This window comes from Salinicola salarius (genome assembly GCF_003206135.1).
GTDB lineage: Bacteria > Pseudomonadota > Gammaproteobacteria > Pseudomonadales > Halomonadaceae > Salinicola > Salinicola salarius.
In genome coordinates this window covers 114,649-134,919 of sequence record NZ_PZJT01000011.1, presented here as the reverse complement: position 1 = coordinate 134,919, position 20,271 = coordinate 114,649, and the positions used below count along the sequence as shown (strand labels likewise).

Below are 20,271 nucleotides of genomic sequence, written 5' to 3'. Positions count from 1 at the left end.
ATGCGGTTTTGCCTGTCCGGACGTTTTCGCGGGCAGTCGGTCGGAGTTGGCCCAAGGTCGCTCGACAGACTGTGGTTTTCCCTAGGAGATGCACTTGTTCTGACAAGAGGCTACTACACGATGAAACGACAGAAACGTGATCGCAACCAGCGGGCATTTCTCCACGGTTACAAAGCGGGGGTCGGCGGTCGCTCACGCGACGAGTGCCCGAGCCAGGATGTGAATCTGCGCGAAAACTGGATGAGCGGTTGGCGTGAAGGTCGCGGAGACCAATGGGCCGGAATGACAGGCGTTTCGGGCATTCACAAGAACCCGGCGGTAATGACGTAGTTGACACTTACCTCAGTACACTCAAGGCTCGCTACTGGCGGGCCTTTTTATGACGTGCATTTCGCCAGATTTCCTACCTTTCTCGCCTGGGCCGCTTCGCACCCAACCCATTACGTTGCCCCTTTTCTGTCGCCTCACGCTGTCCGGTAAATTCACCGTGCTACGTCCGCCAGCTTAATCGGGTGCCTGACCGTTATTGAGCTGAGTCGCACGTACACACTCTCCGATCAGCTCCGGCCCGCGATAGATGAAGCCGGTGTAGAGCTGTACCAGATTGGCGCCAGCCTGGCATTTTTCGCTGGCCCGAACGCCGCTATCGATACCGCCCGCGCCAATGATCGGCATCGTCGGCATCAGTTGCCGCAACTCCCTCACCACGGCGGTCGAACTCGCGAACAGGGGCGCGCCCGACAGCCCTCCCGCTTCATGCGCATGAGGCGTTCCCGCCACATGCTCCCGAGACACCGTGGTATTGGTCGCGATGACACCATCGATCTCATTGGCCTGGAGCGTGTTCGCGACCAGCGCAATCTCCTCGCGCGTCATGTCCGGCGCGATCTTGACCGCCAAGGGCACGCGACGGCCGTGTTCGGCGTCAAGCTTGACCACCTCGGCCTTCAGCGCACTCAAAAGGCCATCGAGATGATCGCCAAACTGAAGGTTGCGCAGCCCCGGCGTGTTGGGCGAGGAAATGTTCACCGTGATGTAGTGGGCGGCACTGTGCGCCTTGCGCAGACAGGCGACGTAATCGTCCACCGCGCGCTCGACCGGCGTGGTCAGGTTCTTGCCGATATTGATGCCGATGACACCGTTGTAGCGGCTTTTGCGCACGTTGGCGACCAGATGATCGACCCCCGCGTTGTTGAACCCCATCCGATTGATGATCGCCTGCGGCCCGGTCAGCCGGAACAGACGCGGCTTGGGGTTGCCCTGCTGCGGCTTGGGCGTCACCGTGCCGACCTCGACGAAACCGAAGCCGAGCGCCCCCAGGGCATCGAGATGATCGGCATTCTTGTCGAGCCCCGCCGCCAGCCCGACCCGATTGGGAAAGGTCAGCCCCATGAGATCCACGGATGCCGAAGCCACGTAAGTATCGCCGAGCATGCCGGAAAGATGGGCGCGGTGTGCGACGTCCAGCGCGGTCAATGTCAGGCGGTGGGCGGCTTCCGGTTCCAGCCGGAACAACAGGGATCGAACGAGGGCGTACATGGATAGGTCTCGTCGGTAACGATAGGGGGCGCTTGCGGCGGGCGAGTATATCCCAACTTCGCCTCTCGGGACGAACCCGACCTTTGACGGCTTCGAGCGCCGAGGTAGTTCGCAGCATCGAGGCGGTTAGACGCGTCGAGAAAGAGAATGGGAAAAACGGTCATGCACACAAGCAGATACGAAAAGCCCGGCGCCAAGACGCCGGGCAATTCCGTGCCACACGATTACTGGGTATCGAGTTGCTGAACCCGCAGCGTGTAGTTGTTGGCAGCGTTCATGGCGGAACCGAATCGTTGCCCCTTGACCCAGACACGGTAACGACCGGGCTGCAGCACGGTTTCGATATCGAAATCGCCGACCGCCAGTGAACCTTCGTCGCTGGCGACCGTGTTGCCGTTGGCGTCGAGGACCTTCGCCTGCAGACGATACGTGCCTTCGTTGCCGGGGAAGGTGGAGCTGGTGACCGAGACCGTGCCCGCTTCGGCGACGTCGAAACTCAGCACCTCGCCTTCCTGCAGCACCTTGATATCGGCGACGATCTCGTCGAATGCGTCCGGCATCTGCGGCTCCGGCGGGCGACCTGCGCGCGGCGAATCGGACGTCGCGTCGTCGACGGCAGCCGCCGCCATTGCCACGCCGTTGCCGGGCGCACCGGCGTTATCATTGCGAGTGGCCGGCGGCCTCGAGGCTTCCCCGGTATTGCCGGTGCCAAAGTCGGGCCCGCTGGCTGCCCCGTTCTTATTGCCGGCCACAGCGAGTTCGTCGGCGGATTTGCGTCCCGGTGCGCTCAACGTCGCCACCTGGTCGCTCTCGTCGACGAAGGCCGTGGTCCGGCCACTGGCGCCAGGGCCGCCGAACATGATGCCGCCGCCGTCATCCATACCACCTGCGTCGCTGGCCACCACCCTACCGCTGGCATCGAGTCGCGCGACATCGATATTGAAGCTGTTGCCACCGGTCTTGGTGGTGCCGAACTTCTGGCCCGAGACCTGCAGGGAGTAATCGCCCGGCTCTAACGTTTCCGTCATCTCGAGACCACCGGTATTACCCAGTCCGGAACCGCTGGCCAACACGTTGCCGTTGCTGTCCACCAGCTTGGCGGAAATCTTGTAGTCATCCGACTCGCCCGGGAGGATCGAGCTGGTGAACTGGTAACGGCCCGCTTCGTCGACGGTGAACGGGTGCTGATGGAGACCGCCGAAGAAGAAGCTGCGGCTATGTGCATCCGAACTGGACTTGAAGAACTTGGTCAGGTCGACCTTGCTGGCCGCTTCCTGGGCATCCTTCAGCGCCTCGCTCTGTGCCAGGACCTGAGTACTGGCACCGGCTAGGCTCAATGCCACGAACAAGGTGGAAAATACGCGATACTTCATGAGGCCTCTCTGCGTTCTGCGACCGAATCGGAGCCAAGCATAACAGAGACACCCCCCGACGCACCTTAAAGGCTGCCGGAGAGCATCTTTGCGCTAGATAATCATGACTCGAGCTAGATAAATCATGACTCGATGGAACGCGAATCTGCGCTCGAAGGTGCTACGGGCAGACAGGTCGCCTCCATCCGGCATGGGCGACATGGCTGCCGCCCGGCCTGCAGGCCACCTTAGCCCTCGCTTTCGCTCTCGGCAAGATCGACCAGTTCGCGGATCGCGACGGCGACCAGCGGAAAGCTGATCTGCGTTCCCGTTCCGATTTCCGCCAGCAGCGCATTCCAGCGTTCGAACAGCGGCGCGTGCTGCTCCTGCCAATGCGCCACTCTGGGCTCGATCTCGCGCGGGGCGTCCGTCATCCCCAGCACCTTGACCGTCAGCGCCAGCTGCTGGCGGTCGAGATCGTCGCGGAACGTTTCCCGCGCCTGCGCCTGCCAGCTGTCGCGGACTTCCAGGCTATTGATCTGCTGCATCATCCGCGGCAGTTCCAGACGCTGACCGATGGCATAGTAGGTCTCGGCGACCCGCTGGATCTTGTCACCGCTGGTTCGCGCCGCCTGGATGATGCCCAGCCCGGCGTAGAGGCTCGAGGCCGCCGCAACGACCGATGCCAGCGCTTCCGGCACCTTCGCCTTGACCAGCTCATCGCGCCGCGTGCTCCAGGCCTCGCGCTCGTCGCCGCTGAGACGGTTGCCGATATCCTCCTTCAACTGCGCCAGCTGCGGCGCGTACTGCTCGACGCACTCCTTGACCCCGAGCGACCCGCGATGACGCAGGAACCAGCGCGTCGCACGACGCAACAGCCGCATCAGATCCAGCATCATCGCGTACTGCGTCTGGCTGTCGACATGATAATCCAGTGCCTCGATCTGCTCCCACAGCGGGTTGAGACCGAAGCTGTCACGGGCGATGACGTACGCCTGGGCGATCTCGACTCGCGAAGCACCGGTGGAATCGCGCAACTGGCGCACGAAAGTGATGCCCATGTGGTCGACCAGATCGTTGGCGATCTGGGTCGCCACGATCTCCCGCTTGAGACGGTGCTCATGAAGATCGTCCGGATACCGTTCGGCCAGCGTCGTCGGGAACGCCTTGGTCACATGCTGCTGCAGTTGCCCGTCCGCCGGCAGACCGGCCGCGATCAGATCGCTCTTGAGCGTGCTCTTGGCGTAGGAAATCAACACGCTCAGCTCCGGCAGCGTCAGGCCGCCGTCGGCATTGCTGCGTTCGATCAGCTGTTCGTCGGTGGGCAGGAACTCGAGCTCGCGGTCGAGGCTGCCGGCCGCTTCCAGCTCGTTGATGAATCGGCGGTACGGGCCGAGCCCCTCCTTCGACTGCAACTCGGAGAGCGACAGCGCCTGGGTCTGGCGGTAGTTATCGCGCACCACCAGCTCGCCGACCTCCTCGGTCATTTCAACCAGCAGCTGATTGCGCTGCTTCTCGGTCATGTCGCCACGCTGAACGATACCGTCCAGCAGGATCTTGATGTTGACCTCGTGATCCGAGCAGTTGACCCCGCCGGCATTGTCGATGAAATCGGTATTGACCCGGATGCCCTTCTCCGCGGCTTCCATTCGGCCCCGCTGGGTGAGCCCCAGGTTGCCGCCCTCGCCCACCACGCGGCAGTTGAGTTCGCGACCGTCGATGCGAAGGCCATCGTTGGCCTTGTCGCCGACATCCGCGTGGCTCTCGCTGGAGGCCTTGACGTAGGTGCCGATGCCGCCGTTCCAGATCAGATCGACCTGCGACTTGAGCATCGCGTTGATCAGGTCGTTGGGCGAGAGCTTGTCCGCCTTGATGCCGAAGACCTTCTTCATCGCTGCGGATATGGGTATCGACTTGGCATCCCGGGAGAACACGCCGCCGCCCTCCGAGATCAGTTTCTCGTCGTAGTCCGACCAGCTCGAACGCGGCAGCGCGAACAGACGCTTGCGCTCGGCAAAGGACTTGGCAGCATCGGGACTGGGGTCGACGAAGATATGGCGGTGGTTGAACGCGCCCACCAGCAGGATCCTGTCGGAGAGCAGCATACCGTTGCCGAAGACATCGCCGGCCATGTCGCCGATACCCAGCACGCTGAACGTGTCCTTCTGGGTATTCAGCCCCATCTCGCGGAAATGGCGCTTGACCGATTCCCAGGCACCACGGGCGGTGATCGCCATGCCCTTGTGGTCATAGCCCTGGGCACCGCCGGAGGCGAAGGCATCCCGCAGCCAGAAGTCGTATTCGATCGAGATCGCGTTGGCGTAGTCGGAGAAGGTGGCCGTGCCCTTGTCGGCGGCGACCACCAGGTACGGATCGTCCGGATCGTGGCGCACGACCGAGCGCGGCGGCACGACGGTGGTGCCGTCGAGATTGTCGGTGATGTCCAGCAAGCCGCGGATCAGGGTACGGTAGCACTCGATCCCTTCGGCCTGGATCGCATCGCGATCGGCGTTTTCCGGCATCCGCTTGCAGATGAAGCCGCCTTTGGCCCCGACCGGGACGATGACCGAGTTCTTGACCTGCTGCGCCTTCATCAAGCCCAGGATCTCGGTGCGGAAATCCTCGTTGCGGTCCGACCAGCGCAGGCCGCCACGGGCCACCTTGCCGCCGCGCAGGTGAACGCCTTCCATCCGCGGCGAATAGACGAAGACCTCGAACATCGGCCGCGGCTTGGGCATGCCCGGCACCTTGCTGGGCTCCAGCTTGAACGAGATGTACTCCTTGACGCTGCCATCCTCGCGCGGCTGGAAATAGTTGGTGCGAACGGTCGCCTGGATCAGATCGACATAGCGGCGCAGCAGCAGATCGTCGTTGAGACTCGCGACCTGATCGAGCATCGCATTGAGCTCGTCGATGCATTGCTGGCACTGCTCGTCGCGCTTATCGCCCTCCGGCGAGAAACGCAGCGTGAACAGCCGCGAGAGCCCCCGGGTGATATCGGCATGGGCCGCCAGGGTATTGGCGATGTAAGCCTGGGAAAGCCCGATGCGCAACTGCTTCATGTAGCGCGCATACGCCCGCAGGACCGCCACCTGACGCCAATCCAGATCGGCACCGATGATCAGGCGGTTGTAGCTGTCGTTCTCCGCATCGCCCACCCAGATCTTGGTGAAGGCATCGATGAAGTTGTCACGCATCTTGCCGAGATCGACTTCGCCCTGGCCGTGATATTCGAAGGTGAAATCATGGATCCAGTAGGTCTGCTGCCCGCTCGCGATGCGGTAGGGCCGCTCGCTGATGACACGCAAGCCCAGATTTTCCAGCACCGGCAGCATGTCGGAGAGCGGAACCGGCGTATCCTGGTGGTAGAGCTTGAGATTGACGCTCTCCGCCGCGCTCTCGGCCAGATGATAGAGACTGACACCGATCGGGGCACCGTCATCGAGCGCTTCGAGATGGCGAATGTCGTTGGCGGCGGTACGCGCCGAGAAGTCGTCCCGGTAGCTGCTGGGGAAGGCATCGCGAAAAGCCTGTGCCCGACGATTGCCCGCTTCCTCGCCGAAACTTTCGATCAGCGCCGCATGCAGGTCCTCGCGCCAGTTGCGCGCCAGATTGATGACCTTTTTCTCCAGTGCGCGGCTGTCGAAGTTCACCGGCTTGTCGCCGTTGAAGCGCAGCGTGAACTGGATACGCGCCAGAATCGACTCGGACAGATACGGGTTGAAGTCGGCGAAGGTCGCGTCGAGCTCCTCGCACAGCAGCTTCTGGATGCGCAGGCGCAGATCCGTCGAGAAGATGTCCCGCGGCACGAACACCAGGCAGGAGTAGAACTGCCCGGCGCGGTCCTCGCGGATGAACAGGCGCACCCGGCGACGCTCGCGGATATTGAGAATGCCGAACGCGGTCCGGCTGAGTTCTTCGGTGGAGCTCTGGAAGAGATCGTCCCGCGGGTGTACTTCCAGCACCTGCAACAGCAGTTTGCCGTTGTGCCCTTTCGGATTGACCCCGGCGGCGTCGATCACCGCCTGAACCTTGCGCCGCAGGATCGGCACGGTTCGCGGCGACTCGTTGTAGACCAGCGAGGTGAACAGGCCAAAGAAGCGCCATTCACCGATCGCCTTGCCCTTGCCGTCGTGGCGCGTGATGGCGATGTAATCGGGGTAGGTAGGGCGATGCACGCGCGCATGGTAGGCGCTCTTGGCAAAATGCAGCAGCGCCGACTCTTCGTCCTTCTCGAATCGCACGGGCTCCTGGTAGCGCGGCTGGTCCAGCTTCAGCACGCCGAGGGCACTGCCTTCCACCCGCTCGCTGTGGACGTTCTTGCCGCTGCCGACGAAGCGGCTTTCGGCGTAGCCGAGAAACGTGAAATGCTCGTCCAGCAGCCACTTGAGAAAGGCCACGGTCTCTTTGCGATCCACCGCCGTGACGCTGCCCGCCTGCTGGCTCTCCAGCGCCTCGATGACGTCGCGAACCTTGTCGCACATCGGGTCGAAATCGGCCACGGCGGTGCGCACGTCGAGCAGCACGTCGCGCAACCCCTGCTCGAGGTCGGACAGCGTCTCGCCATCGGTATGACGATCCACCTCGATCAGAATGATCGACTCGCGCGCTTCCGGCGCCTGCTGGGCGCGCGTCCCGGTAATTCGCGTGGCATGGTGGCGAGCATCGCGCTCGACCGCCAGCACGGCGTTATGGATCGCGTGCAGAGTCAGCCCCCGGCGGTTGAGCTCCATGCGGACCGAATCGACCAGAAACGGCATGTCCTCGTGCAATACGGCAACCACCGTATGCGGAGACTGCCAGCCGTGGGTTTCGAAGTTGGGGTTGAAAACACGCACCTTGGCTTCGTCGGGATCGAAGGTGCGCATGAAATGCCATGCCGCCAATGTCGCGCCATAGATATCGTCCAGCTGTCGATCCGCGGCCTCTTCGAACGGCGCGGTAGCGTAGAGATCTTCGGCGAACGCCGTTATCCGCTTGACCTTATCCTCGGGGAGACGCTTGGAAAGCTTTTCCTGCAGCTGTTCCAGGAATTCCGTTTTTCCCTCGATCGCGACGTGTTGCATCTATCACCTCGGCTGGCATCGACCGTCAACATGGCGGCCACATTCAATAGACTGGAAGCTTACGCCAGTGCCGCATGGCGCCCTACACAAGTGAAGCTTCGTCATGACGCATGTCGGTTATGCATCATCGGCGGCACTACTATGCGCACCCCGGCAGTTGACAACGCTCGCCGTTACAGCCAGATCACTGGCAAACGGTGGCTCGAATCACGCTGCCGGCAGACGCTCCAGCAGAACCCCGCACTCACAGTGGTCCGTCCAGGGGAATTGGTCAAACAGCGCCATGCGAACCACGCGATGGGTCTGGCTCAGCTGTTCCTGGTTGACGGCCAAGGTGTCGGGGTTGCACGAAATATAGACGATGCGGGGATAGCGCATCAGCGGCGTGCAACTCTCGGCATCCAGCCCGGCCCGCGGCGGGTCCACCAGCACGGTGGAGAACTCGCACTCGTCGAGCTGCATGGCGGCGACGCGACGGCCCTGCTTTTCCCCGGTCAGCGCCTGAGCGAACTCCTCGGCCGACATCCGCGCCACGTGCACGTTGTCGATGCCGTTGGCTTCGAGATTGGCCTGCGCGGAGGCGACCGATGTCCGGGAAATTTCGGTGGCCACCACGCGGCGGAAGTTCTCCGCCAGCGCCACCGTGAAGTTGCCGTTGCCGCAGTAGAGCTCGACCAGATCCCCCTGGCTGTCCGACGTCACGTCGCGCGCCCAGTGCAGCATCGAGCGGCAGATTTGGGCATTGGGCTGGGTGAAGCTGTTCTCGACCTGCTGATAGCGAAGTTCCCGGCCGTCCACTTCGAGCCGTTCCCAGACGTGGTCGCGATCCAGCACCAGCCGCTGCTTGCGGGAGCGCCCGATCAACGACACGCCGAGCTGCGCCTGAAGCTCGCGAGCGCGTGCCTCCCAGTCATCGTTCAGCGCCTTGTGGTAGATCATCGTGACCAGAGCCTCGCCGCTCAGAGTGGTGAGGAACTCGACCTGGAACAGCTTGCGCCGCATCAATGGCTCGTCGCGAATCGCGTCCAGCAACTGCGGCATCAGTTCGTTGATGCGCTCGCTGGCGACCGGGAAGCGATCGACCCGGACGACACGCTGCGCGACCCGGCCCCGATGACGCGGCGCCTCCGGATCGGGTTCGAACATCGCGTAGTAGAGATCGTCGCCCTCGTGCCAGACCCGGAACTCGGCGCGCATGCGGTAGTGCGACGGCGGCGACGCGAACACCTCCAGCGGCGGTGGCGAGAAGCGGGCGAACTGGCGCTCGATGCGCTCGCGCTTGGCCTCGAGCTGAGCGTCGTAGCGGGAAGGGTCGATATCGAAAATCACCAAACCAGAAATCCTCAGGCAGAAATAGCGCAATGACTCATGAAACGTGAACGGCAACGGCTGGCGAGGCGATCTCGAGCATCGCGGGCGGCGCGTGACCGAAACGCATCAGCGCCGATGCCAGTCCCGGCGCCGAGGCGGCCGTCGCCCAGCTGCTGGCATCCGGCGAAGGGGTGGCGCCCCTTCCCGCCTCGACAGCGGCGGCCGGCGTCGATCGATCAGCTCGCGCCGGAGCCTCCGAGAGCACGGACTCGAGACGCCTGGCGATGGCTGCCCCGGAATCGATCCAGCGAACGCCCGACGGCAGCAAGGGCTCGAGATAATCGCGCAGCAGGGGAAAATGGGTACAGCCCAGCACGACGACGTCGATATTCTCCACCGCCCTGAGCGGTGCGATGGCCTCGCGAACCCTGGCTGGATCGACCGCCTGCCCCTTGAGCAGATGTTCGGCTTCGATGACCAGCGTGTCCGCCGCCACCCGTATGACACGACAGCCCCGCGCATGGTCGTCGATCAGTCGATCCAGATAAGGGCGGCGGACGGTGGCGCGGGTGGCGAGCAGACCGATCGTGCGGCTTCGCGTCGTCTCGGCCGCCGGCTTGATCGCCGGGACCGTACCGATGACCGGTATCGACAGCCGCGCTCTCAGCGCCTCCAGCGCCAAGGTGCTGGCGGTATTGCACGCGATCACCAGCGCGCGAGGGCGGGCTTGCCGGCAGGCGCTTTCGCACACGGCGACGATTCGAGCCACCAGCCAGGCGTCATCCTTGGTGCCGTAAGGCAATGCGGCATTGTCACAGACGTAGCCCAGCGAAAGCCACGGCATCCGCCGCCGAATGTCGGTGCTGACCGAGAGGCCACCGACGCCCGAGTCGAAAATCAGCGCATCAATCATGTTGCCGATCGTCTCCGAAGTAGTCGAGCAAGGCATCTATCAGGGCCCGCAACCGGGCCGGCATGTAGTCGCGCTCGGCATACAGCAGATGGACATCGAGCGGCGGCATCTCGAACGCCTCGAGCACACGAACCAGTTGGCCGGTACGCTCTTCCGACGCCGCCAAGGAGGCCGGCTTCAATGTCAGCCCCATGCCCAGCACCGCGGCTTCCACCAGCGCCCGCCCGTTGTTGCAGGACAACGCCGGCTGCAATCGCCAGCGATAGATCTCGCCATCGACCCAGAACGGCCAGTAGAGCCCATGCCGCGACAAGGTGTAGTGCAGGCACCGGTGATTCTTGAGATCGCGGGGATGCTGCGGTGTCCCGTGACGGCGGAGATAGGCCGGCGACGCGTAGAGGTGCAACGGCATCCGCATCAGCGGACGGGCGATCAGACCGGAATCCTCCAGCTCGCCGATACGCACCACCAGATCGAAATCCTCGGCCAGCGGGTCGACGCGTCTGTCTTCCAGCACCAGATCCAGCGACACCGCAGGATGCGCCGCCTCGAAAGCCTGCAGCGCCGGCATCAGCGAGCGGGCGCCGAAGTCCACCGGCGCCGAAAGACGCAGGCGGCCACGCACCTCGCCGCGCTGCTCCCCGATTCCCGCCTCCAGCTCCTGCAACTCGTCGAGCAGGCGGGTCGCTGTCGTCAGGTAGCGCTCTCCTTCCGCGGTCAATTGCAGGCGGCGCGTGGTCCGTACCAGCAGGCGGACACCAAGGGCCTCCTCGAGCCGCGAGACCTGCTTGCTGACCATGGCATTGGAAACACCCAGGCGCCGGGCACCGCCAGCGAAGCTGCCGGCCTCGATCACCGCACGGAAAACCTGCATCGCTTGCAGCCGATCCATCCTGCCCCCTGCCACCGTTTTCAGGGGATCATTCTACGCAAGCGACGACGATCGCGCAGTGGCGATCGTCGTCGGGAGCAAGACAGGGCAGGCAGGACGGGGAATCGGCGAAATCGAGCCACGCCGGGGCTACAGTGGCGAAGGTGCCTCGCGAAATTCGGTGTACAGTTCCGGATAGGCTTCCTGCAACCGCGCTAGTTCGGCGCCGGCCTGTGCAGGCAGTTCGGCGGCGAGCCGTGCCAGGTCGTCTTCGTCGAAATGCTCCCGGATCAGCGGGAACAGCTCTTCACGTTCGGCCCGCAGGTAGGCCCGGTGCGCTTCGAGATAGACCTTGAGATCGTCGGCGAACTTGTCCATCGGCATTACCCCGTCCATGAGAATCATGTCGATGTCCTGGGAGAGCCGCATCAACTGCTGATGAAGGTGCTGATAATCGCTGGCCAGGCGCTCGGTCAGTTCGTTGATCCGGGATTCCCGGGCCACCAGTCGATCGCTGCAGATACGCTCCAGCGGGATTGTGAAGCCGTTCATGTAGTCGAGGATATAATCCACGACTTCCCGAATCAGACGAAAGTCGGGGCGATCACCGTCAGCCAGCGTCTTGTGCTTGAGTTGCAACACATGCAGCAGGCGCGCCATGTTGGCATGGTCCTGACGCAATTGGGTCAGCATGGGCATGGTGTGTCTCCTGTCCGTGAAGCGCGATGTCGGTTAACACCGCCTTGTCAGCCTAGTGTAGTGCTTGTTGCCATGGTTGCGCTGGAACGCATACTGTCCTGGACTTCGCCACCAAGTGCCAATGTCCAAGTGTCAGCGTGCCGCCTGTGCCTGCCAAGGATCGGTTGGGTCGGCAATCGACGACACGCTAGAATTTCATACCCTAGCGGTTTTTACGATAAACGCTCTACGCCTAACGTCTGAATCGCTGTAGCGAAATGTACCGTTTCGCTGCCGTCAGCCAGCCTGGAAGATGCCATGGACCTTTTTGCCGAAGACACCTCTCGAGGTGCCTCCCGCACCGACAACGCCCCTCTCGCCTACCGCATGCGGCCGCGCCGGCTGGAGGACTACGTCGGGCAGCAGGCCCTGGTCGGGCCCGGCAAGCCGCTGCGGCGCATGGCGGAAACCGCCAGCGTGCGCTCGATGATCCTGTGGGGGCCGCCGGGCGTCGGCAAGACGACGCTGGCCGAAATTCTGGCGGAAGCCTCCGGCGCCCGGCTCGAGCAGTTGTCTGCCGTCATGGCCGGCGTCAAGGACATCCGCGCAGCTGTCGAGCGGGCGCGGGAAGGCCAGATGCGCGAACGCCAGACCCTGCTCTTTCTCGACGAGATCCACCGTCTCAACAAGAGCCAGCAGGACGCCCTGCTGCCCCATGTCGAATCCGGCCTGCTCACGCTGATCGGCGCCACTACCGAGAATCCGTCGTTCGAGGTCAATTCGGCACTACTCTCCCGCGCCCGGGTCTACGTGTTGAAGACACTCGACGAGAGCGAGCTGATCACGGTCCTGAAGCGCGCGCTCGGCAACGAGACGCTGGGCCTGGGTGCGCGCAACATCCGCGCCAGCGACGAGACGCTCTCGATCCTCGCCCGCGCAGCGTCCGGGGATGCCCGCCGCGCCCTGGGCCTGCTGGAAACCGCCTGCGATTTCGCCAAGGCCGACGAGCATGGCGAACATCTCGATCGGGATGCCGTGATCGAAGTGATCGGTCACCAGGCCGCCGCCTTCGACAAGCAGGGGGAGCACTACTACGACCTGCTCTCGGCCATTCACAAGTCGGTGCGCTCTTCGCGCCCCGATTCGGCATTGCTGTACATCGCCCAGTTCATCAGCGGCGGCGGCGATCCGTTGGACATCGTCCGGCGCCTGGCCGCGATTGCTTCGGAAGATGTGGGCAACGCCGATCCCCGCGCGCTACCGCTGGTCATGGCGGCATGGGACGCCTATCTGCGACTGGGCGACTACGAAGGGCAGCGCGCCATCGCCCATGCCGCAATCCACCTGGCGATCGCCCCCAAGAGCAATCGAATCGACCAGGCCTGGAGCCAGGCCAAGGCGTTCGTCGCCGCGCATCCCGACCTGGAAGTGCCGGTCTACCTGCGCAACGCGCCTACCCAACTGATGTCGTCGCTCGGTTACGGCGACGGCTATCGATATGCCCACAACGAACCCAATGGTTACCCCGCCGGCACCGAACATGACTGCTGGCCGCCGAACCTGCCCCGCGCGCGTTTCTACGACCCCAGCGACTACGGCCAGGAGAAACGCTTCCAGCAGATGCAGGCATGGCGTGCCGAACTGGATCGGCAGGCGGACAACGAGTCCTGACCGGCGAACCTACCCCCGACAGCCTGCTTCCTGAAACGCATCCGCCCCCGCCGTGACGGACACGACGGGGGCGAGTCGACCGAAAAGCGAGAGGGTCAGGGCGTCGCGGGCGCCTGCTCGCGGATCACGTCGGCATCTTCGGGCGCCTGGAACTGGAACTGGGCGGGATCGATATCGATATTGGTCTGCGCGTTGTCGAAGTCGATGGCCGTGCGCTGGCCGGTGCTGTCGGTCATCTGCAACGCATCGAGCTTCTCGCTGTAGAAGGTCAGCTTGAGCTGTTCGAACAGGGTATCGTTGGCCTGCGGGACCAGGGTAAAGGTCTCGCTGGCGCCCTGCTGCTGACGGGACACGTCATAATTGTCGGAGAGCTCCGAGGCGCTTCCGGAGAGCAGCAGCGCCGGCGTATGCGTGACGCGATCGTCCAGCGGTTGAATGGTGACCTGCTCGAGATCCGGGTCGTAGAGCGAGACTTCGTTGCCGTCGGAGACCACCAGTTGGCGGTACGGCTCGTTCACTTCCCAGCGGAAATGCCCGGGACGCGACAACCACATGTGCCCGCTGGTGTCCTGCAGGCTCGAACCCGAGGCATCCAGGATCTGCTGTTCGAAGTCCGCGGAGTAGGTCTTCAGCGGCTCCAGCAGATGGGTCAGGCGGTCGGCGGAAGCCTGGTCCGCCAGCGCGGTCTGCGTCATCAACACCGGCGCCAGCAACAGCGATCCGGCGAAAGCCAACCTCTTCATCTTGCGCATGGGCATTCCTTATCGTGAATCGTCGAACTCTCATCGACGATCGTGGATCAATGGCGTGGAATCATTGTGGTAATGACGTGAAAACATTGTGGTCATTGCTGAGACAGCAAAACGGCCACAGGGTTTACCTCACCCCGTGGCCGTCAGCTCTCGATCAATGGCCGACCGGCGGTGGCGCGAGAACCTCCCGCGAGCCATTGGTGCCCATCGAGGAGACGACACCGGCCTGCTCCATCGCTTCCACCAGTCGGGCAGCGCGGTTGTAGCCGATCTTGAAGCGACGCTGGACGGCGGAGATGGAGGCGCGGCGCGTCTCGGTGACGAACTGCACGGCTTCGTCGTAGAGCGCATCCTGCTCGGCGTCTTCGCCATCGCCGCCGCCATCGGCCTCGAGCCCGGCCAGGGCATCGGCGGAGACACCGCCGGACAGGATCTCCTCGATGTACTCGGGCTCGCCACGACGTTTCCAGTCCTCGACGATGCGATGCACCTCGTCGTCATCGACGAAGGCGCCATGCACACGCTGCGGCATGCCGGCACCGGCCGGCAGGTAGAGCATGTCGCCGTGGCCCAGCAGATTCTCGGCCCCGCCCTGATCGAGGATGGTGCGCGAATCGATCTTGGACGACACCTGGAACGCCATGCGCGTCGGGATATTGGCCTTGATCAGCCCGGTCACCACGTCGACCGAAGGCCGCTGTGTAGCCAGGATCAGGTGGATACCGGCCGCACGCGCCTTCTGGGCCAGGCGGGCGATCAACTCTTCGACCTTCTTGCCGACGATCATGAACATGTCGGCGAATTCGTCGATCACCACCACGATGTACGGCAGCTTGTCGAGCACCGGCGGCTGCTCGTGCATTTCCCAGGGCTGCGGCTCCCACAGCGGGTCCTGCACCTGGGCGCCGTGACTTTCGGCTTCGTCGAGCTTGGCATTGAAGCCGGCGATGTTGCGCACGCCCATGGCCGCCATCAGCTTGTAGCGCCGCTCCATTTCGGCAACGCACCAGCGCAAGGCGTTGGCTGCCTCCTTCATGTCGGTGACGACGGGCGCCAGCAGATGCGGAATACCGTCATAGACGGAAAGCTCGAGCATCTTGGGATCGACCATGATCATGCGCACCTCGTCCGGCGTTGCCTTGAGCAACATCGACACGAGCATGGTATTGATCCCCACCGATTTACCGGAGCCGGTGGTGCCGGCGACCAGCAGGTGAGGCATCTTGTTGAGGTTGGCGACTACCGGCTTGCCGCCGATGTCCTGCCCCAGCGCCAGCGTGACCGGCGACTCGGCGTTCTGGTAGACGTCGGAATCCAGCACCTGGCGAATGCGAATCATGGCCCGGTTGGGGTTGGGAATCTCGATCCCCACCGTCGGCTTGCCGGGAATGATCTCGACCACGCGCACGCTCTTCACCATCAGCGAGCGTGCCAGATCCTTGGCCAGGTTGCTGATCTTGGAAACCTTCACGCCGGCCGCCGGGCGGATCTCGAAGCGGGTGATGACCGGCCCCGGCCAGGTCTCGACCACTTCCGCCTTGACGCCGTATTCGCGCAGCCGCATCTCGAGCAGATCGGCCATGTCGGCCAGCTGCTCCGGCGTATAGTTGGGCTGCTCCGGATCGGCGGGCGTGGTCAGGCGGATCGACGGCAGATCGCCGCTCGGCTCCGGCAGATCGTCCATGACCGGGCGCTGGCTCTGCAGGTGCTCGACGGTCCACAGTGTCGGCTGGTCATCGGCGGCAGCCCTGGCTTGGGCCGCCGTCGCCAGCCGCCCCTCGCTCGGGGGCGTCGACGTCGGCGCTGGCGAAGGCTGCGGCGCCGCCGAGAGCCCGGCGGCCATGCTTTCGCCTCTCTCGCCTCTGCTCTCGCGCCTGTCGCCGCCGCTCACGGATACCTGATCGTCCTCGATATCGAAGCGCGGTTCCTGACGCTGCGGTGTTCGCTCGGCAACTGAACGGCTAGGTTCCTGCGCTGGCACTGATGATGGTGATGGCGTTGGCGATGAAGAGATCATCGGCTCCGAGGGTATCTCGCCGCTGTCCGCTTCGACTTCCCGCCAATTGATGCCCGAGTGTCGCGGCTGAACGTCTGCCGGCTCGGACGAGAACGCCTCGTCCGACGCCATTGCCGATCCTTCGATATCGGTTATCGATTTTTCGGTGTCGATGACCGGTGCTTCAGTATCCATTGCCGGTTCGTCGGCCTGGGAGGCCGTTACGGACCCCCAATTCGACATCGGCTCCTGGCGTTCCGCGCGAATTCCCCACTGCTGGGTCGGCGCGTCCTCGTCGCTTGCGGAGAGCGAAGGCTCGCTCTGCGCGGGTTCCTGCGGCTGGCGGCTCTCGCCGTCAATTTGGGGCTCTTCGCCGTACCGGAACGCTTCGCCGTGCCGGTACGCCTCACCGTGCTGGCGCTCGTCGGTGTCGTCCCGGAGAGTCGGAGACATGGGCGAAGGCTCGCCTGCTGGCGCTTGAAAGGCATCGGGAATGCGTCGCCGGGTGACATCGGCACGGAACGGCGCGCTTTCCGGCCGGGATTCCTCCCCGGCATCCGGCTTGTCCCGAGCCTCGGCGGCCGAGATCGCCGACGAGGCAGCGACGGCACTCGTCGAATCATCGGTTGCCGATATTCTGCCCGGCCCTGGCTCGGCGAAAGATGGCTGCCGTGCCGAGACCTCGCCTCCAAGGCGAGGGGCAGGCGCCGTTCGCTGCGGTACGTCGGGTTCCTCGCCCGGTAGCCGCCCCAGCGTGGGTTCGCGGGCTTCGTCACGCTGCTGGCGAGCGGTATAGGAAGCTTCAGGCCGTTTGGCAGACGGCGTTCGCGCCGGAACATCCCACGGAATATCCGTACGACCGTCATGACGCCACATCGAGGTGTCGCGACGCTCGCCTCCGTCGGTGGCCGCCCCAACGGCGCTTTCCCAGGCAGGCTCCTGCCGGACTGGTCGATCGGCGTACGCGTCTTCGTCTTCCCACTGTTCCAGATCCGGCGCCCTGTTCCAGGGCAGCCAGTTCCAGGGCAGCACCCTGGCCCACCACGCGCTCCGGCGCGGCGCGTCTTCTTCGTCCAGGGCATCGTCCGCCGCTGCCGCGTCATCGGCGGCCGCACTGCGTGCCTCGGCCTTGTCGAGGCGACGGGTTTCCCGAGCCTCGCGACGCTCGCCAGCGCGAGCTTTCGTCCAATGGAACAGCCGATTGAGCGAGCTACCAAGCTCATCCATCACCGTCAACCAGGACATGCCGGAAAACAGCGTGAAGCCGCACATGAATGCCGCGATGGCGATCAGCGTGGTGCCTCGCACACCGACCAGCGAGCCGAGAGAACCGGCGATACCACGGCCGAGAATGCCGCCCGCCTGGTTGGGAAGATCGCTGGCAGCGTTGTAGAAATGCAGGTCGCCCAGCGTGGTCGTGCTCATCAACAGCAGCACGAGCCCGCCGGTATGAACGGCGAGCGCCATGGGGTCCCAGGCGATCTGCACCTGGGTCTGACGCATCAGTCGCCAGGCGCCCAGGCCAAACATGCCTGGCCACCACAGCGCACTGGCGCCGAACAGCGAATAGAGCACATCGGATAGCCAGGCACCGATCCTGCCCATCCAGTTGGAAACCGACTGGTCCGGCCCGCTATGGGACCAGCCCGGGTCCGTCGGCGTGTAGCTGAACAGCGCCAACAGCAGGAACACGCAGATGGCAAGCAACAGAATCACGGCACCTTCGCGAGTCACGCCCTGTAGGCGCATGATCACGTGGCGGGCCTGCTCCTTGGCTTGCGCTTGCGTTAGTGGACGACGGCCTTTCTTGGCCGAACTCTTGGCCGAACTTTTGGCACTCAAATGATCAACCCCCTCGCGCCCGATCCGGCGTGGCGTAACACGATCGGCAGCCACGCCGCTGGCGGCATTCCATTCCGCTCGCGGCATTGACGATCAACGGCCGAACCGCTGATGGGCCCGACCTCTTCAACCCGCCATCATACCGGGGGCCGCGCCGACATCACAGGGGGCGCACGCAGGTCATGAAACTCATGATCTGCGTGGCGCCAGATCAACTCGGCAGAGGCTCGTCGGCCGTCAATCGCCGCCCTGTCTCGGCCGAACGCGAGACAGCCGCAGGCGTTTCTGTCTGGCTCTGCGGTGTGCTACGCAACCGGAACAGCGAAACGGTCTCTGCCAACTGCCGACTCTGCTCGTTCAATTGTCGGGTCGATACGCTGGACTGGCGCACCAGCGCGGCATTGCTCTGAGTGGTCTCGTCGATCTGCGAAATCGCCACATTGATCTGTTCGATACCGTGGGATTGCTCTTCGGATGCCAGCCGGATCTCCGAAATCAACGTGCTGATGCGCTCGACCTGGGACACGATCTCGGTGACCCGCTGCCCCGCCTCGGCGGCGCGCAGGTTGCCACTGTCGACCTCGCTGACGGTCTTGCCGATCAGCGCCTTGATCTCCTGCGCCGAGGTCGTGCAGCGTTCCGCCAGACTCCGGACTTCCTGAGCCACCACGGCGAAACCGCGGCCATGCTCGCCGGCCCGAGCGGCTTCGACGGAGGCGTTCAACGCCAGCAGGTTGGTCTGGAAGGCGATGCCGTCGATCACGCCCACCACTTCGGATATCTGCGTCGCCATGCCGACGATGCGCTGCATTGCCTCTGCCGTTGCCTCGACGGTGCTCTGCGCCTCACCCGCTGCCGCCACGGTTCGCTGTGCCTGTTCATCGCCTTCCTGCGCCCGTTGCGCATTCTGACGAACCGTCGCGTTGATCTCTTCGGTACTGGCGGCGGTCTGCTCGAGGCTCGCCGCCTGGGATTCGGTGCGCGATGCCAGCTCGGTGTTGCCGGAGGTCAGCTCCCGGGTATGGCTCTCGGTCTGCGCAACCGCAGTACGTACTTGCCCCACGATGCGCTCGAGTCCATCACCGATGCCATTCATGGCAGCGACCAGTTGTCCGATTTCATCATGCCGTCGCGTCTCGATACGCTGTGACAGATCTCCCTCCGCCAGCGCCCGGGCCAGGCCGACAGCACGATTCATGGGCCGAGTCACCAGCCGCTTGACGATCCAGTAAAGCGCCAGACTCAGCGCCGCGGCCAGCGCAAGCGAAATCAGCAGGAAGCGATCCCGCGCCGCCATCACTCCTGCCTGCATTTCATCGACCGAGACCGAACCGGCCACGACCCATTGCCACTCGGGATAGCGCGAGTAGAGCACTAGCCGCCCTTCGCCACTACTGGCGGTATACTCGACCTCGCCGGATGACGCCTCGAACAGCGGTGCGAAAAGATCTCCCATCTCGCCATTCAATACGTTCTGCCCCTCGTAGGGCCCACCGGCGATGACCTCTCCCTGCTGGTCACCGACTGCCGAGATCAGCATGGTGTAGCCAGCATCACCGATGCCCGTTTTACGAATGCGATCCTGGACCTGAGCCATCTCGGCACTGACATCCACGCCCACGAACATCGCACCGACGACCTTGCCATCTTTATCCTGAATGGGCTGATACTTGGTGATATAGGGAGTGCCGAAAAGCGTGGTAAGACCCGTGTAAGGTCGATTCTCCATCAGCCTGGCGTAGCTCTTCGAGCCCCGACTGAGCAACGTTCCCATCGCTCTCTCGCCGTTCTCGTTCTTGAGAGACGTGGAAATGCGCACGAAATCGTCCCCGTCGCGCGCGAAGATCGTCGCTGGCGTACCCGTCTGATTGGTGAAGCGATCGAGCTTCCAGGTGTTGTCGTTGAGAACTTCGAGCCCACCCTTGAGCGTCGGCGTCTGACGCCCCGCGACCTCGATGAGCTGGTCAGGGCTCAATGCGAAGCGCCCCGAATACTGATCCGACAGAATCTTCAGGAACCGATCTGCCTGTTGCTGCAGGCTGTAATTGAAAAGCGACAACATGCCGCCGATGGAATCCTGCTGGGTTTTCAATTCATGCGTCGTGGCTTCGCGCAGTTGCGTCGTACTCGCCTGGGCCATGGCGAAGGCCAGCCCCATGAGCACGGCGGCTTGAAGAAAGGCAACGATAAGGGCCAGTTTGGTACCGATGCCGGCACGGCGAAGGCGCTGTCGAAATGCAGCCATGGTGGTTTCCGAGATTGAAGGAATCAAGGCCCTTA

12 protein-coding genes are annotated in these 20,271 nt (G+C 63.7%); 2 read left to right on the top strand and 10 right to left on the bottom strand.

All coding sequences use genetic code 11. The annotated features are described in order from the left end of the window. Nucleotides 1–120 precede the first annotated feature (120 nt). A complete protein-coding gene (gene rmf, locus DOM32_RS12100) occupies nucleotides 121–330 on the top strand; it encodes a ribosome modulation factor (protein WP_083387499.1) in 210 nt (69 codons plus the stop codon). Between the two features lie 174 nt (nucleotides 331–504). Here the strand turns inward: rmf and DOM32_RS12095 are convergent, their stop codons facing one another. The 7 genes from DOM32_RS12095 to DOM32_RS12065 form a co-directional block, all read right to left on the bottom strand. Then, nucleotides 505–1,539, bottom strand: coding sequence for a quinone-dependent dihydroorotate dehydrogenase (locus DOM32_RS12095; RefSeq protein ID WP_110634799.1), 1,035 nt, complete (start codon nucleotides 1,537–1,539; stop codon nucleotides 505–507). A 224-nt stretch (nucleotides 1,540–1,763) separates the two neighbouring features. Next, nucleotides 1,764–2,912, bottom strand: coding sequence for a hypothetical protein (locus DOM32_RS12090; RefSeq protein WP_071233178.1), 1,149 nt, complete (start codon nucleotides 2,910–2,912; stop codon nucleotides 1,764–1,766). Between the two features lie 227 nt (nucleotides 2,913–3,139). Continuing rightward, nucleotides 3,140–7,957, bottom strand: coding sequence for an NAD-glutamate dehydrogenase (locus DOM32_RS12085; protein WP_110634796.1), 4,818 nt, complete (start codon nucleotides 7,955–7,957; stop codon nucleotides 3,140–3,142). Between the two features lie 207 nt (nucleotides 7,958–8,164). Then, complete coding sequence (trmA, locus tag DOM32_RS12080) at nucleotides 8,165–9,289, bottom strand: tRNA (uridine(54)-C5)-methyltransferase TrmA (RefSeq protein WP_110634793.1); 1,125 nt, start codon at nucleotides 9,287–9,289, stop codon at nucleotides 8,165–8,167. Nucleotides 9,290–9,323: 34 nt separating this feature from the next. Beyond that, nucleotides 9,324–10,181, bottom strand: a complete 858-nt coding sequence (gene murI / locus DOM32_RS12075; RefSeq protein ID WP_110634790.1) for a glutamate racemase — start codon at nucleotides 10,179–10,181, stop codon at nucleotides 9,324–9,326. Further along, a complete protein-coding gene (locus DOM32_RS12070) occupies nucleotides 10,174–11,073 on the bottom strand; it encodes a LysR family transcriptional regulator (protein WP_110634787.1) in 900 nt (299 codons plus the stop codon). The genes murI and DOM32_RS12070 overlap by 8 nt, the downstream gene beginning before the upstream one ends. 129 nt (nucleotides 11,074–11,202) lie before the next feature. After that, nucleotides 11,203–11,745 carry a hemerythrin domain-containing protein gene (locus tag DOM32_RS12065; RefSeq protein ID WP_110634856.1) on the bottom strand — a complete coding sequence of 181 codons (543 nt, stop codon included), beginning with the start codon at nucleotides 11,743–11,745 and terminating at the stop codon, nucleotides 11,203–11,205. Between the two features lie 303 nt (nucleotides 11,746–12,048). Here DOM32_RS12065 and DOM32_RS12060 point away from each other — a divergent pair, with 303 nt between their 5' ends. Then, nucleotides 12,049–13,401, top strand: coding sequence for a replication-associated recombination protein A (locus DOM32_RS12060; protein WP_110634784.1), 1,353 nt, complete (start codon nucleotides 12,049–12,051; stop codon nucleotides 13,399–13,401). Between the two features lie 95 nt (nucleotides 13,402–13,496). Here DOM32_RS12060 and lolA read toward each other — a convergent pair whose 3' ends face one another. The 3 genes from lolA to DOM32_RS12045 form a co-directional block, all read right to left on the bottom strand. After that, nucleotides 13,497–14,153, bottom strand: a complete 657-nt coding sequence (gene lolA, locus DOM32_RS12055) for an outer membrane lipoprotein periplasmic chaperone LolA (RefSeq protein ID WP_071233184.1) — start codon at nucleotides 14,151–14,153, stop codon at nucleotides 13,497–13,499. A 154-nt stretch (nucleotides 14,154–14,307) separates the two neighbouring features. Then, on the bottom strand, nucleotides 14,308–17,991 hold the full coding sequence (locus DOM32_RS12050; RefSeq protein WP_420876621.1) for a DNA translocase FtsK: 3,684 nt from the start codon (nucleotides 17,989–17,991) through the stop codon (nucleotides 14,308–14,310). Between the two features lie 211 nt (nucleotides 17,992–18,202). Continuing rightward, complete coding sequence (locus DOM32_RS12045) at nucleotides 18,203–20,236, bottom strand: methyl-accepting chemotaxis protein (RefSeq protein ID WP_110634781.1); 2,034 nt, start codon at nucleotides 20,234–20,236, stop codon at nucleotides 18,203–18,205. Between the last annotated feature and the right edge of the window lie 35 nt (nucleotides 20,237–20,271).

Bases quoted from the DNA above. Each gene is read 5' to 3' on its own strand.
- DOM32_RS12060 (WP_110634784.1), top strand. From the start codon at position 12,049: ATGGACCTTTTTGCCGAAGACACCTCTCGAGGTGCCTCCCGCACCGAC.
- murI (WP_110634790.1), bottom strand. From the start codon at position 10,181: ATGATTGATGCGCTGATTTTCGACTCGGGCGTCGGTGGCCTCTCGGTC.
- DOM32_RS12045 (WP_110634781.1), bottom strand. From the start codon at position 20,236: ATGGCTGCATTTCGACAGCGCCTTCGCCGTGCCGGCATCGGTACCAAA.
- DOM32_RS12065 (WP_110634856.1), bottom strand. From the start codon at position 11,745: ATGCTGACCCAATTGCGTCAGGACCATGCCAACATGGCGCGCCTGCTG.
- DOM32_RS12085 (WP_110634796.1), bottom strand. From the start codon at position 7,957: ATGCAACACGTCGCGATCGAGGGAAAAACGGAATTCCTGGAACAGCTG.
- DOM32_RS12095 (WP_110634799.1), bottom strand. From the start codon at position 1,539: ATGTACGCCCTCGTTCGATCCCTGTTGTTCCGGCTGGAACCGGAAGCC.
- DOM32_RS12090 (WP_071233178.1), bottom strand. From the start codon at position 2,912: ATGAAGTATCGCGTATTTTCCACCTTGTTCGTGGCATTGAGCCTAGCC.
- lolA (WP_071233184.1), bottom strand. From the start codon at position 14,153: ATGCGCAAGATGAAGAGGTTGGCTTTCGCCGGATCGCTGTTGCTGGCG.
- DOM32_RS12070 (WP_110634787.1), bottom strand. From the start codon at position 11,073: ATGGATCGGCTGCAAGCGATGCAGGTTTTCCGTGCGGTGATCGAGGCC.
- rmf (WP_083387499.1), top strand. From the start codon at position 121: ATGAAACGACAGAAACGTGATCGCAACCAGCGGGCATTTCTCCACGGT.